Origin of the sequence: Faecalicatena contorta, from assembly GCF_021531995.1 — a bacterium.
In the GTDB taxonomy this organism is placed as follows: Bacteria; Bacillota; Clostridia; order Lachnospirales; family Lachnospiraceae; genus Dorea_A; species Dorea_A contorta_A.
Map to the genome: position 1 here is coordinate 1 of NZ_JAFBIZ010000004.1, position 16,706 is coordinate 16,706.

Genomic DNA, 16,706 nt, shown 5'->3' on the forward strand with positions numbered 1-16,706 from the left:
AAATTATACAATATAAATACCAGAAGTTAAGGGAGGATTTATCATGAAACACAACAGTATGTTAGCGATGATATTAGCCGGTGGTAGAGGCTCACGTCTTCACGAACTGACAAATAAAGTTGCAAAACCAGCCGTTTCTTATGGCGGCAAATATCGCATTATCGATTTCCCACTCAGTAACTGTGCAAACAGTGGAATTGATGTCGTTGGTGTACTTACACAGTATGAATCTATTCTTTTAAACAGTTATGTTGCTGCCGGAAGACGTTGGGGACTTGATGCCAAAGATAGCGGTGTATTTGTTCTGCCGCCTCGTGAGAAAGCGGATGTCAATCTGGATGTTTACCGTGGAACTGCAGATGCCATCTCTCAGAATATCGATTTCATCGACTCTTATTCTCCGGAATATATCCTTGTTCTATCCGGAGACCACATCTACAAGATGGACTACGATAAGATGCTGAAAGAGCACAAAGCACAGAATGCGGATGCAACAATCGCTGTAATCGAGGTTCCTATGAAAGAAGCCAGCCGTTTTGGAATCATGAATACCGATGAAGCGGGACAGATCGTAGAGTTCGAAGAGAAGCCTGAGCATCCAAAGAGCAACCTTGCCTCTATGGGGATCTACATATTCAACTGGAAGCTTCTGCGCAAGATGCTGGTTGCCGATATGAAGAATCCGGATTCTAACCACGACTTTGGAAAGGATATCATTCCTGCCCTTCTGAATGACGGAAGAAAATTATATGCATACAAATTCAAAGGATACTGGAAAGATGTAGGAACCATTGATTCTCTCTGGGAAGCTAATATGGATCTTCTCAACAAGAACAACGAGCTCGACCTGCATGATTCTTCCTGGAAGATCTACACCGAGGATGTAACCTGTCTTCCGCAGTATGTCGGACCAAATGCAAAGATTGACCGTGCATTCATTACACAGGGATGTGTTGTTGACGGAGAGGTAAAGAATTCCGTATTGTTCACCGGCGCAAAGGTCGGAAAAGACGCTAAGATCATCGACAGCGTCCTGATGCCGGGTGTTGTCGTAGAAGACGGTGCAATTGTAACCCGTGCTCTGGTTGCGGACAATGTAAAGATCGGGGCAGGTGCTGTAGTCGGAAGTGCAGACAGTGAACATATCGAACTGGTTTCCAAACGCGTAAAGGGGGTAGAATAATATGGCAAAAGCATTCGGAATTGTTAGTTTCGCCGGAAATCATGTGCAGGTGGAAGGAATGCAGGAATACCGTCCGGTAGGAGCCTTCTCCTTCCTGGGACGTTATCGTGTCATTGACTTCCCGATCTCTAATATGAGCAACAGTGGAATTGACCACATTCAGGTCTATATAAGAAGAAAACCGCAGTCTCTGACTGCTCATGTCGGCAGTGGACGCCACTATAACATTAACTCCAAGAGCGGAAGTATCCGGATTCTTTATTCTGATCTCGGAATGAACTTAAGTATCTATAATAACGATATCGCCGCTTATATCGAAAATATGGAATATATCGAGAAAGAGCGCAGTCCGTATGTAATCATTGCACCAAGCTATATGATCTACACCGCTGATTATAACAAGCTGCTTCAGGCTCATATCGATTCCGAAGCAGATATCACATTATTATACCATTCTGTTGATAATGCAAAAGAATCATTTATCAACTGCAATACTTTGAATCTGAATCGCCAGAAAGGTGTATTATCCATCGAATCCAATCATGGAAGTGCAAAAAACAAAAATATCTTCATGGATACATATGTTATGAAGAAGGAATTGTTTATCGACCTGATCTACAAAGCAAAAAAGACATCTTCTGCTTTCACTTTTGCAGATATCGTCAATGCATCATGTGAAGATCTGGATATCCGTGGCATCTCCCACAGAGGCTATTTTGCAGCGATTCCGGATTTCAAGAGCTACTATGATGCCAACCTTTCACTGATCGATTTCAAGGCAGCTCAGGCTTTATTCGATCCTGACTGGCCGATCTACACAAGAACCAACGACTCCTGCCCGACTCAGTATTTTGAGAGCGCAGATGTAAAAACTTCTGTCGTTTCCAACGGATGCCTTGTTGAAGGATCCATCGAGAATTCCGTAATTGGTCGTGGCTGTGTTATCAAAAAAGGTGCTGTGGTTAAAAACAGTGTAATATTACCTGGTGCTCTCATCGGTGAAGATGTGTACATTGAAAATCAGGTTATTGATAAAAATGCAAAGGTAACACATGCAAAAGAACTGATCTCTGATTCGGAGAAACCGGGTTATGTAAGAAGATACGATGTACTGTAAACCATTTTAATAATAACGGGCCGGTACAAAAGTGGCTCTAACCAGATGCCACTTTTGTACCGGCCCGTTTATCTAAAAAACCTTATATTCCTTCTCTTACAACCTCACATGCAATCGTTTTCCACGAAATATTACTCACATCTGCAGATTTCGTCTCTCCAGCTTCTATGCACTCTTCCAGTACATCTTTGAGTCTGCGTTCAAATGCCGGAAGTTCATCCAAAACTGGTTCATCTGTATTTTTCATCTCCGGAAGCTGTACATATCTGATATCCGCTCCAGGCACTGTATCTTCCATCCACTCCCGGATTCCCGGAATCTCTGTCATGACCACCCGGTCACCACAGGCCAGTGCTTCAATCACCGTCAGCGGAAGTCCTTCAAAAAACGAGGGCAGCACAAAGATATCACATGCATTATATACTTTTGCGAGCTCCGGCTGTGTCAGTTTACCAAGGAATTTTACCCTGCACACACAAAGCTTCGACAACTCTACGATCTCCTGATATTCTTTCTGGTTTCCGGCTCCCCCTGCAAGCAGAACTTCCAGTTCCTCTTCCCGGTACGGCAGTTGGCGCAGCGCTCTCATCAGACTCATGACGCCCTTCTTCTCTGCGATCTTACCGGCATATGCAATCCGGATTTTTCCATCCAGACTGCTCTTTTTGGGTCCGTCTGTCCGAAACACCTCACTATTATAACCTGTACCAACAACCTGAACCTTCGCAGAATCCAGCCCATAGATCTCAAGGATCTTCACCTTCTGTGCATGTTGAAGCGCATATACCCGGTCCAGTGCACAGATTTGTGTACGAATGTATTCTGTTTTCAGACTGTTTTTCTGCATCTGCCTGAGATCTGTATTGTGGCAGAATCCATAAACTCTCCGCCCTGGAAAATGCTCCCGGACAATCGCTGTCAGAAGATACAGATGGTGACACAGAATCACATCCGGATCCAACTCTTCCACCGCCTTTTTCAGCACTGTTACAAATGCATTTTTAAACTGCTCCGTCATTTCGGGGGTCAGATCGCAGTATCTGGTACTGACATATGGCATCTCATCCGACATTCCCACGATCGGATATGGCAGATCCTCCTGTTCAAAATAAACCGGATAGAATCCCACTCTATCCGGCAATTCGATTGCATCTTCTCTATTGATACCAGCAACAACTGCCTGTTCATGTCCTTCTTCATCCATCGCTTTTACAAGCTCTGTAAGATAGATTCCACTTCCTGTGCTGTTGGGTTTCTGCGCAGTAACACTTAATATCTTCATCTTCTCTACACTCTTTCGTATATCGTACATACATATTCAAGATCAAAATATGTCTGTTCATCACTGATCTTTGTCATCTTCCACTGTGGGTCTTCATCCAGATTCGGAAAATAGGTATCTGCATCATATGCATGATCAATCCTTGTCACATAAGCCCTGTGACAATATGGAAGGAGCTGCCTGTAGATACTCTCGCCTCCGATCACAAAGATATCCTCTGATTCATATTTTTTCAGCTCTTCCATCATCTCTTTTATCGTATGAACGGCAATGACTCCGTTCACGTGATATTCAGGATCAGAAGTCAGTACAATATTCACGCGGTTCTTCAGCGGCTGACCGCCCGGAAAGCTTTCCAGTGTCTTTCTACCCATTGCAACTACTTTTCCTGTGGTCTGTTCCCGGAAAAACTTCATATCCTGCGGAATACTAACCAGTAATTTATTCTCTTTTCCAATCGCCCAATTTCTGTCTACTGCAACAATCAGATTCATCTTTCTCTCCTCCTGTACTCTGCAAGATTTCTGCTAGATCGCAACCGGTATATCTTTGATCTGTTCATGCGTCACATAATTGATCAACTTCACATCATCTCTGGTAAAATCATAAAAATCCTTTACGTCCGGATTCAGCCAGAACTCAGGTGCCGGAAGTGGCTCTCTTCTGATCAGTTTCTCTATCAACGGGACATGTCGATCATAGATATGTGCATCTGCAATCACGTGAACGAGCTCTCCAACTTCCATATCACACACTTGTGCCAGCATGTGAAGAAGCACCGCATACTGGCATACATTCCAGTTATTTGCGGCAAGTACATCATTGGATCGCTGATTCAGGATTCCGTTCAATGTCAGTTTTTCATGACCCGTTTTTTTCGTAACATTGAATGTCATGCTGTATGCACACGGATACAGATTCATCTCATGCAGATCCTGATGCACATAGATATTCGTCATGATTCTTCGGCTGTAGGGATTATGTTTCAGATCATAGATAACCCTGTCCACCTGGTCAAACATTCCTTCTTTATATTGGTGCTTTACTCCCATCTGGTAACCATAGGCTTTTCCGATCGAACCATCCTCATCCGCCCAGCTGTCCCAGATATGGCTGTGCAGATCATGAATATTATTGGATTTCTGCTGCCAGATCCACAACAGTTCATCCGTACAGCTTTTGATCGCCGTTTTCCGGAGTGTGAGTACCGGAAACTCTTTTGACAGATCATAGCGATTAACCACTCCAAATTTTTTTATCGTATATGCCGCTGTCCCATCTTCCCAGACCGGACGCACCTTTTCTCCCTGTGTATCCGTTCCGTTATCAATAATATCTCTGCACATGTCAATAAAGACTCTGTCCGCATAACTCATACTTCGCATTCTCCTTTTTTTCTATGTGACTGTGAACTGAAGCTTTATGGATCACTAATATTATACAGGACTCTTTCCAGCATCTTTTCCAGAGCTTCTTTTTCCTTTTTGTTCATTCCCAGAGTCAGATTTTTATCTATCTTCTTTCTGTCGGCTTCCATGCGTCTCTGAATGTCATAAGCTTTCTCTGTCGGATAGATATTTTTGCATCTTTTATCCTTATTACTTGGAACTGCCAGAATGAATCCCTTTTCATCCAGTCTCTTCAAGATTCCTGTGACCGTCGGATTCTTCAGGCACAGTGCCTTTTCAATATCCTTCTGATTCACTTCTTCCTTGCTACTGTTGAAAAGATAATCAAGGACTGCACACTGGGAAGCTGTGATACCAAGCTTTCTCAGCCGGTTATTAAAATCTTTTTCATACACATTATTGATCTGCTTAAACATAAATCCCAGTGTCTGCCGTTCTTTCATATCTCTCCTTCTTTCCATTAATCAGCTTATTCTAACATATTCATCTATCCCGCGCAATCGCATTTTTTTCCAGCCGTTTCATCACACGCAGCTCACGGACTGCATATCCGATTGCCACTACAGCTGCTGCACCGTCTGCGATCGGGCCTGCATACATCACGCCATCAATTCCCATAAAAGCAGGGAAGATCAACACCAGTGGAAGCAGAAAGATCACCTGTCTCGTCAGAGATACAACAATTCCAAGTTTTGCCTTTCCGATCGAGGTGAAGAATCCGGAAGACATCGGCTGGATCCCATTCAGAAACGTCATAAACATAAAAATCCGAAAATATCTTGATGCAAACTGAAAATATTCCTTGCTTCCCGTTCCAAAAATTCCGACAATCTGCTCCGGGAAAAACTGAAATCCCAGAAAAAACACGACTCCAACCAGAAATGCATACTGAAATGCTGTCGTATATGTTTTTCTGACTCTGTGATACAGTCCTGCCCCATAGTTAAATCCCCAGATTGGCTGACATCCCTGCGAGATTCCGATTGCAATCGCCATAAAGACCATATTGACCTTTGATATCACTCCGACGCACGCCAGCGGAATGTCAGCTCCGTATGCGGAAGCAGCTCCATAATGACGAAGTGTGTTATTCATGGTAATCTGCACAACCGCCATCGCGATCTGGTTGATACAGGATGCCATTCCAAGGGACGCTATCATCTTAAATCTTTTCAATCTGGGCCTTAACATTTCCTTTTTCAGATCCATTTTTCTGAATCGCAGAAAATACACAATCACCATCACACCAGATATGATCTGGCCGATAACGGTTGCCCATGCCGCACCCTTAATGCCCCAGTGGAACACAAAGATAAACGTAGGATCCAGAATGGTATTGATCACAGCTCCGGTCAGCATACATACCATAGAATAGGTCGGACTTCTGTCCGCACGGATCATATGATTGCCGCCCGTTGTCAGAATCAGAAACGGAATACCCAATGCTGTAATTCTCGCATAATCCTGTGCATATGGCAGAACATTTTCAGTTACCCCAAATACATGTAAAAGCGGGTTTAAAAACAGCAGCACACACACTGCAATTATCATTCCACAGATTACCAGCAGCGATAATCCCGTTCCGATCACTCTGCAGGCATCTTCCCTTCTTCCTGCTCCCGACTCCAGATTAAAGTTGGAAGCACTTCCGATTCCCAGTAATAGTGCCGTTGCTGTACAGATGATCGAAATAGGGAACGCGATATTGGTCGCGGCATTGCCCAGCATTCCGACTCCCTGCCCGATAAAGATCTGATCTACGATATTATAAAGAGAACTGACCAGCATACTGATGATTGCAGGAATGGCAAACTTCGCAATCAGCCGGCCCTCTTCCTCCGTCGCAAGCGGATTCTGATTCTTCTCTGTATTCTCCATAATTCACACTCTCTTTACAGTTCATTAATACTCCCGTATCACGCTGCAGATATCCCGCACGGTATCGAGCTTTTTCAGATATTCCAGCGCGTCCTTCATATGATACTCCTTGACAGTATCTGTTACGATTGCAAGTTCGGCTGTATCTTCAGCAACTATTTTCTGGATTACCTTGGAAATGCTTACTTTATGCTCTCCAAATACACTTGCAATTGCTGCAAGTACTCCCGGCTTGTTTTCCACCTGCATACGAAGGAAGAATTTATTTTTCACTTCATCAATCGATTTGATCGGTGTATTACGATAGCAGGTGCAACTGATTCTTCCTGTACAGTGATACTGGATATCACGGATCACATCTATAACATCTCCCATCACTGCGCTTGCAGTCGGGAATTCTCCTGCGCCTCTTCCATAGAACATGACATCATCTACCGCATCTCCATGTACAAAAACTGCATTAAAAGAATCTCTTACTGATGCCAGCGGATGCTCCTGCGCAATCATCATCGGATATACCGCAACCTCGATTCCCCCTTCCGTATTATGTGCAGTTCCCAGAAGCTTGATCACACTTCCGAATTCTTTTGCATAAAAGATATCTCTTGCAGTGATCTTCGTAATTCCTTCTGTATACACATCCGAAAATGTCACTCTGGAATGAAATGCAATTGAAGCCATGATCGCTACCTTTCTTCCCGCATCAAACCCCTCGATGTCTGCTGTCGGATCTGCCTCGGCATATCCGAGCTCAGTGGCTTTTGCAAGTGCCTCTTCAAAATCCATGCCTTCTTCAAACATCTTTGTCAGAATGTAATTGGTCGTACCATTGACAATACCAATTACTTCATCTATCTCATTTGCTGCCAGACATTGCTTCAGAGGTCGAATAATCGGGATTCCACCTGCGACAGCCGCCTCAAACAAAAAGTCCACACCATGCTTTTCTGCCGCATCCAGCAGCTCTCTTCCGTATTCCGCCACCAGATCTTTATTGGCAGTAATCACATGTTTGCCTGCATTAAGAGCTTCCAGGATCCTTGTCCTTGCAGGCTCAATTCCGCCCATAACCTCTATGACGATCCGGATCTCCTCATCCTGTATGATATCATCCCAACAGTCCGTCAAAAGAGATGGATTCACTCCTTCTCTCTTTTTCTGCATGTTATGTACGAGTATCTTCTTAATCTCCAGCTTTGCACCAGTCTTTCGCTCCATCTCGTCTGCCTGGCGACAGGTCAGCTTATATACACCACTCCCAACAGTACCCAGTCCTAAAAGCGCCGCCTTTATTACCTTTTCATTTTTCATATCTGATTCACATCCTTTAATTACTATTTTGTCCATAAGAAGAAGTATAGCATATTCTGACTGTTCTTTTCAAATTATATTGTTAACTCGATAAATTGTTTCAGACAATCCCGGACACGCAAAAAAAGAAGCTCTTTAATTAAGAACTTCTTCCCGAGAGCGACAGACGGGACTCGAACCCGCGACCTCCACCTTGGCAAGGTGGCGTACTACCAACTGTACTACTATCGCATTTCTTATTCGTTTGTGTTCCTCAGAACAATAACTACTATACTACAAGACTCTTTCTTTGTCAACAGTTTTTTTAAAGTTTTTTTAATCTCGAGTCCGGACGGTTTTTACACCACCGGACCCGAATCTTGATACATATTTTCTTTATTCTTCCTCTGCCACAATCTCAAGCCCAAGTTCTTCCAACTGTTTTGGATCTACCTTTGTCGGCGCTTCTGTCATCAGATCAGATGCGTCCTTTACCTTCGGGAATGCAATGACATCACGGATACTGTCCTGTTTTGCCATCAGCATAACCAGACGATCCAGTCCATAAGCAAGTCCTGCATGAGGTGGAACTCCATACTTGAATGCTGTCAGAAGGAATCCAAACTGTTCCTGTGCCTGTTCCGGTGTAAAGCCAAGCACTTCAAACATTTTACTCTGAATCTCCGGATTAAAGATTCTCACACTTCCTCCGCCGATCTCATTTCCATTCAAAGTGATATCATAAGCTTTGGCGCGCACACGTCCCGGATCACTGTCAATATACTGGAGATCCTCTTCCATCGGCATGGTGAACGGATGATGCATGGCAGTGTATCTGTTCTGCTCCTCACTCCACTCAAGCAGCGGAAATTCTGTGATCCACAGGAATTTATACTCATTTTTATCCAGAAGCTCCATCTGACGCGCCAGCTCCAGACGCAGTGCCCCCAATACATCCCATACCACTTTATTCTTGTCGGCAGCGAACAGCAGAAGATCGCCGTTCGCTCCATCCATAGCCTGGATCAGCGCCGTCATCTCTTCTTCGCTCATGAATTTTGCAAAGGAAGATTTCACGGTGCCGTCTTCCTGAATGGCAATATATGCCAGTCCTTTTGCACCATAATCTTTTGCAAAGGACACCAGCTTATCGATCTTCTTACGCGGCATCGCTCCCTGTCCCTTTGCATTGATTCCACGAACCGTTCCTCCGTTTTCAATTGCACCTTTGAACACGGCAAATTCACAGTTTTTTACCACCTCTGTCACATTATGAAGTTCCATTCCAAAACGAATATCCGGCTTATCTGATCCATAACGATCCATGGCTTCCTGCCATGTCATTCTCTGGATCGGAAGAGTGATCTCGATTCCCAGCACTTCCCTGAACAGTTTTGCAAGCAGTCTTTCATTGACATCAATTACATCATCCACATCGACAAAAGAGAGCTCCATATCGATCTGTGTAAATTCCGGCTGACGGTCTGCTCGCAAGTCTTCATCACGGAAGCACTTTGCAATCTGGAAATACCGGTCATATCCGGAACACATTAATAACTGCTTAAACAACTGCGGAGACTGTGGCAATGCATAGAAATGCCCCTGATGCACACGGCTTGGCACCAGATAATCTCTTGCTCCTTCCGGTGTACTTCCGATAAGTACCGGTGTCTCAATCTCCAGAAATCCTTCTTCTGCCAGGAACTGACGAGTCAGTGTTGCCACCTGACTTCTCATCATCAGGTTTCTCTGAAGATCAGGTCTGCGAAGATCCAGATATCTGTATTTCAGACGAATTTCCTCTTTTGTCTTGGAATTTTCCTCAATCGGGAACGGCGGTGTCTCGGATTCTGATAATACTCTCAGCTCCTCCGGAATCACCTCAATCTCTCCGGTTGTCAGATTCTCATTCACAGCACCGGAACGTTTTTCTACGGTTCCCACAACTGCTACTACAAACTCCGCACGAAGCTTTGCAGCCTTTTCAATCAGTGCTGCCTCTGACTTTCCTTCCTCAAACACAACCTGAATGATTCCGGAACGGTCTCTGACATCCACAAATACCAGACCGCCTTTATTACGATTTTTCTGTACCCAGCCCATAATGGTGACTTTTTCACCCACATTTGCACTGGACAGTTCTCCACATCTGTGCGTTCTTTTTAATCCCTGCATTGACTCTGCCATGTCATTTATCTCCTCTTGTTTTCTCAGAATTAAAAAATTCTGATTGATTTATAATTCTGCCACTGAATCCGCATAACAATCTACGATCTCTTCATATCCGTCCGTCATCAGCTGTTCCTTCTGGAACTTTTTGTTCTTCTTCATATTCACAATGAGTACCTGTTTTCCTTCCTCACGGTCTGCTTTTGCCATGCCAAGTACCTTCAGCATGCCCTCTTTCGGCATCTTCTTTTCCAGAAGATATGCTTTTTTCATTTTCACACTTGGCACTTCATAACCATTTTCCAGAAGAAGCATTACAATTCTCTCAAATCCGATGGAGAATCCACAGGCAGGTGTATCCTGTCCGGTAAACTTGCCGATCATCTTGTCGTAACGACCACCTCCGGCAACAGATCCGCCAAAATCATCCATTGTCACTTCAAAGATCGTTCCGGTATAATAAGATTGACCTCTGACCAATGTCGGATCAAACTTGATTGTAAATTCACATTCTTTTGCTGCTTCCACACTGGAAATGATCATTTCCATTCCATCTGCAGTCTCATCACTCAGGAAATCTCCCAGCTTGTCTTTTAAATAGCGGATTCCGGATACATCCGGAGCCACTTCATCAAAGAGATTCAGATAGGTCTCTACATTCTCTTTTGCATATCCCATCTCTTCCAGCTCTGCGGCAACCCCTTCAGCTCCAATCTTATCCATCTTATCCAGGATAATGAACACCTCGTCATAATCTTCTGCTTTGAATCCGCTGTAGGCAGCCATCGCTTTCAGGATATTGCGGTCATTGATACATACTGTAAAATTCCTGAAATTCAGCTTGCCGAGCATTGCAGTCGTCGCCAGGATCAGTTCAATCTCTGCCAGATTGGACGGCTCACCGAGAATGTCGATATCACACTGCATGAACTGACGAAAGCGCCCTTTCTGCGGACGATCTGCCCGCCACACATTTCCAATCTGAAGGGCCTTAAATGGAGAAGGGAGTTCATTAGAGTGATTTGCATAATATCTCGCAAGCGGTACGGTCAGATCGTAACGAAGTCCTCCGTCCACCACATCATTTTCCTCTTTTGCTTCCTGTATCTTCAGCTTTTCTCCTCGTTTCAGGATCTTGAAGATCAGCTTTTCATTGTCGCCTCCCTGTTTGCTGCACAGATTCTCAATATGCTCTACACATGGGGTTTCCATGGATGAAAATCCATACGTTTTATAAGTATCCTTGATCAGCTGGATGACATAATCACGGATCTCCATTTCACGGGGAAGCATGTCTTTCATACCGGTAACCGGCTTTTTCTTTAATGCCATAACCATTCTCCTTTTCGTTCTATCATCTCATCGATACGGACAATATAAGCATCGATTGCTTTTACATTTTCCACCCGGATCAGACGTGTTGTCTTCTTTTTCTTACTGCCCGGCACCGGAACCGGATTCTTCAGAACCAGCTTGGTCGAAGCTCCCGCTCCCGCGGCAATAATGGATTGTTTTTCCTCCATAATTAGTATATTGTATATTCCCGCTTTGTCAACCTTTGCATAACCAACATTTTCGAAATTTCCGGCAATATTTTTCTGGCGATACAGATAATACGGGTATAATTCCATCTTTTTGGCGGCTTTCTGAGCCGCTTCGATCATACCGGACAGCGTTTCATTCATCTTTCCGGTGTCCCGATTCAGATCCTTCATCTCCATCTTTGCAGCCCGTTTGATCGCCAGTGAATGCACCGTCAGGCTGTCCGGAGAAAGCAAAGTGATCTGTTCCAGCGTATCTTCCATGTCCCGGATCTCTTCTCCCGGAAGTCCGGCGATAATATCCATATTAATGTTATCAAATCCCACTTCGCGTGCCAGTGCATAGGCCTCTTTGATCTGCTCTACCGTATGCCTTCTTCCAATCACATCCAGCGTTTTCTGCTGCATACTCTGAGGATTGATCGAAATCCTTGTGACCTGATGCCTTTTTATGACCTGCAGCTTCTCTTCCGTAATGCTGTCGGGGCGCCCGGCCTCGACCGTATACTCCAGAAGATATTCTCTTGAAAAATTCGTATCGATGCAGGAAAGGAGACGTTCCAGCTGTTCTGCGTCAAGCGTGGTAGGCGTTCCTCCCCCGATGTATATGGTATTGAGTTTTTTCTCTCTGGAGCGCTCTGCAATAAAACGAAGTTCTCTGCAGAGAGCCTCCAGATAATCCTCCACTCGATGCTTCCAAGCCTCCAGTGATCCGGAACTGAAGGAACAGTACGTACACACCGTCGGACAGAACGGAATTCCCACATACAGACTATACCCTTCTTCATAATCCAGGCGATCCAGGAGCTGTTTTTCCCGGTTTGCAATCTCCCATGCAAGATGAGCCTTGTCTTGTCGCACCCGGAATTCCTCTGTAAACCAGGGGATAAAATCTTCTTCTTTTCTGCCTGTTTCCAGCTCCTGCATCGCAATCTTGGTTGGTCTGACCCCGGTCAGGATTCCCCACGCAAGTTCCCGTCCCGTTTTTTCTTTCAGCAGATCATACAGCTGAATATCAATCTGGTATTTTTTTTCTCTTTCATCTGCCGTGGCACAGATCTGCTCTTCTTTGATCTGCAGTACCTCTTCTTCCTGCTCCTCTGGCAGCTTTACCGTTACATAATTAGAGGCTTTTTCCTCCGTCTGACAGGATATCTCCTCAGACGGATAAAAAGCCTTCATCATATGATACGTATTATAAGTATAAGCTTCACTTTTACATATAATCTGAATCATCTTTCTTCTCCATTCTGACAGTCAGGCAAACACTTCGTACTCCCTATACATAAGGATTATGGGTCTTTTCATAACCAATCGTGGTCTCTCCCATATGTCCCGGATACACATGTGTCTCTTCCGGCAGCACCAGAAGCTTATCACGCACAGAATGAATCAGATCAGAAGTACTGCTGTTCGGGAAGTCCGTACGTCCGACAGACATCTGAAACAGTGTATCTCCGCTGAAAAGTACATTTTCCTCTGCTATATAATAACAGCAGCCTCCTTTGGTGTGTCCCGGAGTATGAATCACCTGAAACCTGTAACCGGCAATCGAAAGCGTCTGCCCTCCTCTGATATACTGTGCCCTGGAAAATGTATATCCCGCTGTATAAGTAGCAGATTGATTCAATCCCGGATCGTTCATCGCATCCTCGTCATCCTCATGTACATAAACCGGAACCTTGAATTCATTTAAAAACTTATCGATCCCCATCATATGGTCAAAATGTCCATGTGTAAGAAGAATTGCCTCTATCTGATATCCCTCTTCCTTAATGTGATTCATCAGATATTTCGGACAATCCGCCGGATCAATAACAACAGTCTGTCTGGTTTCTTCATTGATCACCAGATAACAATTGGTACTGATTATTCCTGTAACAAATCTCTCAATCTTCATATCCGCTCTAACCTGTCGTCCTTTCTATTTCTATGATTCCTTCAATCTGCCGAAGCTTCTTGATCACTTTAGACAGTTCTTCTCTTCCGTGAACGATAAATCCGGTTTCTATCGTCGCTGTTCCCTGCTTACTGGTTCGAACATTCATGGATTTGACATCTACATCTTCTGCCGTAAAGATCTTTGAGATCTCCATCAGCATTCCCTGTCTGTCATAAGCATACATCTTAATCTCTGCCAGATACTGACCCACATTCTGATCTGCCACATCATTTTCCCACTCAATCTCAATCAGACGCGCCCGCTCTGCCTCAGTCAGATGGATCATATTCACACAGTCCGTACGATGAATGGAAAGACCTCTTCCTCTGGTCACAAATCCTACGATCTCGTCACCCGGGACCGGACTGCAGCACCTGGAGAAACGGACTGCCATATCATCGATTCCTTTTACGACAATTCCGCTCTTTGACTTGGCAATGTGTACCTTATTTCTGGCTGCCTCTGCGACTCTCTCCAGTACAACTTCATTCGTAAGCTCCTGCTTATGTTCCTTACTGTACTCCTCCATCAGGCGGTTCACTACCTGACCTTCCTTCAGACCGCCATGTCCGATGGCTGCCAGTACAGCATCCCAATCCTTGAATCCATATTTTCTCTGGACAACCTCCTGATACTTTGGATTCATAATATCACTCGGATTGATTGATTTTGCCTTACAGTAGGCAGCAATCATATCTTTTCCTTTTATGATATTATCTTCCTTAAATTCCTTTTTAAACCATTGATTGATTTTATTCTTTGCCTGTGTACTCTTTACAATATTCAGCCAGTCACGGCTTGGTCCCTTGGAATTCTGAGATGTCAGAATCTCGATTCTGTCTCCGTTCTGGATCTTATAATCAATATTTACCAGCTTTCCATTGACTCTGGCACCAACCATCTTATTACCGACCGCACTGTGAATCGCATATGCAAAATCAATCGGAGTAGATCCGTTCGGAAGATTTTTTACATCCCCCTGCGGAGTAAAACAGTATACATCTTCTGCAAACAGATCCAGGTCTCCTTTGATCAGATTCAGAAATTCCCGGTTATCTGACATATCTCTCTGCCATTCCAGAATCTGACGAAGCCAGCTTAACTTCTCTTCTTCCTGCGCTTCCACACTCTTCTTACCATCATTGGATTCTTTGTATTTCCAGTGTGCCGCAATACCATATTCCGCTGTCTTATGCATTTCTTCTGTACGGATCTGGATCTCAAACGGCTGTCCTACCGAACTCATCAGTGTTGTATGAAGGGACTGATACATATTCGGCTTCGGCATGGCAATATAATCCTTGAATCTTCCCGGAATCGGCGTATACATCTCGTGGATCACACCCAGAGCCGCATAGCAGTCTTTCACAGAATCCACGATGATCCGCACAGCAAACAGATCATAGATCTGATCCACCGTTTTGTCCTGATTGACCATCTTCTTATAGATACTGAAGAAATGTTTGACACGCCCATTCACTTCTGCTTTGATATTGGCATTTTTCATGTGTGTTGACACTTCTTCAACAATCTGCTGAACAAACTCTTCCCGTTCCGTTTTCCTTGCATTGATCTGACTGACCAGATCAAAAAACACTTCCGGCTGAGAATACTTCAGTGCAAGATCATCCAGCTCTGTCTTGATCTTGGATATACCGAGCCTCTGTGCGATCGGTGCATAGATATCCATCGTCTCTTTCGCCTTTTCCTTCTGCTTTGCAGGCGTCATGAACTGCAGCGTACGCATGTTATGCAGACGGTCTGCAAGCTTGATAATAATAACACGGATATCCTTTGCCATCGCAAGAAACATCTTTCTTAAGTTTTCTGCCTGTACATCTAATTTATCGGAAGAATATGACAATCTTCCCAGCTTGGTAACGCCGTCTACAAGCAGCGCCACCTCTTCTCCAAATTCCCTCTTTATCTCATCTTCAGTAACCTCTGTATCTTCCACAACGTCATGAAGCATGCCTGAAGCAATCGTCTCTTTGTCCATCTCAAGATCTGCCAGAATGATCGCAACCCAGAGCGGATGTACAATATACGGCTCTCCGGACTTTCTTCTCTGATCTCCGTGGGCCTTGGAAGCAAGTTCATACGCTTTCTCAATCATTGTAACATCGGTCGATGGATGATACTTACGGATACGGGCAATTAACATGTCATACAGACGATCTGGATTCTCATAATCATTCTTATCTTTTACTGCATGACCATCCACTACTTCAAGTCCCTTTGCATTGTCTTTCGTCAGAGCCTCCGGTGCAATACGGTCATCCAGCGATTCATAAGTCGTTACCTTTGACATATTAATGCCTCCTTCCCTTCTAAATTTTCTTTTCTTTTATTTCCCCGGATAGATGATCACAGAATCCACATCGTATCCCTGAAGTCTTTCTCTTCCCTTTAATCCTGCAAGTTCCATGAGGAAAACCGTTTTTACAACCTCTCCTCCCAGTCCTTCGATCAGCTTCACCATAGCCTCGTTGGTTCCGCCTGTAGCAATCAGGTCGTCAATGATAACAACCTTCTGTCCCGGCTTGATCGCGTCACGGTGCATCTCAATCTCCGCCGTACCATATTCCAGTTCATATCGAATTGAAACCGTTTCACACGGAAGTTTTCCTTTTTTTCTGATTGGTATAAATGGTTTGTGCAGATTATACGCGATCGGAACGCCAAAAATGAATCCTCTTGATTCCGGTCCGACGATCACATCAAAGTCAACATCCTTAAGTTTTTCCTGCATCAGATCGATGGCCAGTGCCAGTCCGTCTGCATCCTGCAGAACGCTGGTTACATCTCTGAATATAATTCCCGGTTCAGGAAAATCCGGAATACTTCTCACATATTCTTCTATCGGTTTCATGATAATCTCTCCATTCTATTAAA

Annotated in this window: 14 protein-coding genes and 1 tRNA gene; 2 read left to right on the forward strand and 13 right to left on the reverse strand. The window is 44.3% G+C overall.

Going from position 1 to position 16,706, the window contains the following annotated elements:
• The first annotated feature begins 43 nt into the window (after nucleotides 1–43).
• Entirely contained in the window at nucleotides 44–1,183 is a 1,140-nt protein-coding gene (locus tag JQM82_RS00915; protein WP_235247983.1) for a glucose-1-phosphate adenylyltransferase, read from the forward strand.
• Between the two features lies 1 nt (nucleotide 1,184).
• Nucleotides 1,185–2,300 carry a glucose-1-phosphate adenylyltransferase subunit GlgD gene (glgD, locus tag JQM82_RS00920; protein WP_235247985.1) on the forward strand — a complete coding sequence of 372 codons (1,116 nt, stop codon included), beginning with the start codon at nucleotides 1,185–1,187 and terminating at the stop codon, nucleotides 2,298–2,300.
• Between the two features lie 82 nt (nucleotides 2,301–2,382).
• On the opposite strand, the gene JQM82_RS00925 is transcribed toward glgD, so the two are convergent.
• The 13 genes from JQM82_RS00925 to JQM82_RS00985 form a co-directional block, all read right to left on the reverse strand.
• Nucleotides 2,383–3,582 carry a glycosyltransferase family 4 protein gene (locus JQM82_RS00925; RefSeq protein ID WP_235247987.1) on the reverse strand — a complete coding sequence of 400 codons (1,200 nt, stop codon included), beginning with the start codon at nucleotides 3,580–3,582 and terminating at the stop codon, nucleotides 2,383–2,385.
• A 5-nt stretch (nucleotides 3,583–3,587) separates the two neighbouring features.
• The gene (locus JQM82_RS00930; RefSeq protein ID WP_235247989.1) at nucleotides 3,588–4,076 is read right to left on the reverse strand and encodes a dihydrofolate reductase; all 489 of its coding nucleotides are present in this window, start codon (nucleotides 4,074–4,076) and stop codon (nucleotides 3,588–3,590) included.
• A gap of 33 nt (nucleotides 4,077–4,109) precedes the next feature.
• Nucleotides 4,110–4,958: a thymidylate synthase gene (thyA, locus tag JQM82_RS00935; RefSeq protein WP_235247990.1), complete on the reverse strand. Its 849-nt coding sequence runs from the start codon at nucleotides 4,956–4,958 to the stop codon at nucleotides 4,110–4,112.
• 44 nt (nucleotides 4,959–5,002) lie between these two features.
• Entirely contained in the window at nucleotides 5,003–5,434 is a 432-nt protein-coding gene (locus tag JQM82_RS00940) for a MarR family winged helix-turn-helix transcriptional regulator (RefSeq protein WP_235247991.1), read from the reverse strand.
• Between the two features lie 40 nt (nucleotides 5,435–5,474).
• Nucleotides 5,475–6,869, reverse strand: a complete 1,395-nt coding sequence (locus JQM82_RS00945) for an MATE family efflux transporter (protein WP_235247992.1) — start codon at nucleotides 6,867–6,869, stop codon at nucleotides 5,475–5,477.
• A 24-nt stretch (nucleotides 6,870–6,893) separates the two neighbouring features.
• Nucleotides 6,894–8,180 carry a homoserine dehydrogenase gene (locus tag JQM82_RS00950; protein WP_235247993.1) on the reverse strand — a complete coding sequence of 429 codons (1,287 nt, stop codon included), beginning with the start codon at nucleotides 8,178–8,180 and terminating at the stop codon, nucleotides 6,894–6,896.
• A gap of 158 nt (nucleotides 8,181–8,338) precedes the next feature.
• A tRNA-Gly gene (locus JQM82_RS00955) sits at nucleotides 8,339–8,411 on the reverse strand.
• Nucleotides 8,412–8,555: 144 nt separating this feature from the next.
• Nucleotides 8,556–10,346 carry an aspartate--tRNA ligase gene (gene aspS, locus JQM82_RS00960; RefSeq protein ID WP_235247994.1) on the reverse strand — a complete coding sequence of 597 codons (1,791 nt, stop codon included), beginning with the start codon at nucleotides 10,344–10,346 and terminating at the stop codon, nucleotides 8,556–8,558.
• A 48-nt stretch (nucleotides 10,347–10,394) separates the two neighbouring features.
• Nucleotides 10,395–11,666 carry a histidine--tRNA ligase gene (gene hisS / locus JQM82_RS00965; RefSeq protein ID WP_235247995.1) on the reverse strand — a complete coding sequence of 424 codons (1,272 nt, stop codon included), beginning with the start codon at nucleotides 11,664–11,666 and terminating at the stop codon, nucleotides 10,395–10,397.
• Entirely contained in the window at nucleotides 11,651–13,105 is a 1,455-nt protein-coding gene (hemZ, locus tag JQM82_RS00970) for a coproporphyrinogen dehydrogenase HemZ (protein WP_235247997.1), read from the reverse strand. The genes hisS and hemZ overlap by 16 nt, the downstream gene beginning before the upstream one ends.
• Nucleotides 13,106–13,148: 43 nt before the next feature.
• Nucleotides 13,149–13,769 (reverse strand): MBL fold metallo-hydrolase, encoded by a 621-nt coding sequence (locus JQM82_RS00975; protein ID WP_235247999.1) that lies wholly within the window; start codon nucleotides 13,767–13,769, stop codon nucleotides 13,149–13,151.
• Nucleotides 13,770–13,776: 7 nt separating this feature from the next.
• Nucleotides 13,777–16,122 (reverse strand): RelA/SpoT family protein, encoded by a 2,346-nt coding sequence (locus JQM82_RS00980; protein WP_235248000.1) that lies wholly within the window; start codon nucleotides 16,120–16,122, stop codon nucleotides 13,777–13,779.
• Nucleotides 16,123–16,158: 36 nt separating this feature from the next.
• Nucleotides 16,159–16,683: an adenine phosphoribosyltransferase gene (locus JQM82_RS00985; protein WP_235248002.1), complete on the reverse strand. Its 525-nt coding sequence runs from the start codon at nucleotides 16,681–16,683 to the stop codon at nucleotides 16,159–16,161.
• Nucleotides 16,684–16,706: the final 23 nt, after the last annotated feature.

Coding starts and splice junctions, on each gene's coding strand:
- JQM82_RS00915 (WP_235247983.1), top strand. CDS start 44: ATGAAACACAACAGTATGTTAGCGATGATATTAGCCGGTGGTAGAGGC.
- glgD (WP_235247985.1), top strand. CDS start 1,185: ATGGCAAAAGCATTCGGAATTGTTAGTTTCGCCGGAAATCATGTGCAG.
- JQM82_RS00925 (WP_235247987.1), bottom strand. CDS start 3,582: ATGAAGATATTAAGTGTTACTGCGCAGAAACCCAACAGCACAGGAAGT.
- JQM82_RS00930 (WP_235247989.1), bottom strand. CDS start 4,076: ATGAATCTGATTGTTGCAGTAGACAGAAATTGGGCGATTGGAAAAGAG.
- thyA (WP_235247990.1), bottom strand. CDS start 4,958: ATGAGTTATGCGGACAGAGTCTTTATTGACATGTGCAGAGATATTATT.
- JQM82_RS00940 (WP_235247991.1), bottom strand. CDS start 5,434: ATGAAAGAACGGCAGACACTGGGATTTATGTTTAAGCAGATCAATAAT.
- JQM82_RS00945 (WP_235247992.1), bottom strand. CDS start 6,869: ATGGAGAATACAGAGAAGAATCAGAATCCGCTTGCGACGGAGGAAGAG.
- JQM82_RS00950 (WP_235247993.1), bottom strand. CDS start 8,180: ATGAAAAATGAAAAGGTAATAAAGGCGGCGCTTTTAGGACTGGGTACT.
- aspS (WP_235247994.1), bottom strand. CDS start 10,346: ATGGCAGAGTCAATGCAGGGATTAAAAAGAACGCACAGATGTGGAGAA.
- hisS (WP_235247995.1), bottom strand. CDS start 11,666: ATGGTTATGGCATTAAAGAAAAAGCCGGTTACCGGTATGAAAGACATG.
- hemZ (WP_235247997.1), bottom strand. CDS start 13,105: ATGATTCAGATTATATGTAAAAGTGAAGCTTATACTTATAATACGTAT.
- JQM82_RS00975 (WP_235247999.1), bottom strand. CDS start 13,769: ATGAAGATTGAGAGATTTGTTACAGGAATAATCAGTACCAATTGTTAT.
- JQM82_RS00980 (WP_235248000.1), bottom strand. CDS start 16,122: ATGTCAAAGGTAACGACTTATGAATCGCTGGATGACCGTATTGCACCG.
- JQM82_RS00985 (WP_235248002.1), bottom strand. CDS start 16,683: ATGAAACCGATAGAAGAATATGTGAGAAGTATTCCGGATTTTCCTGAA.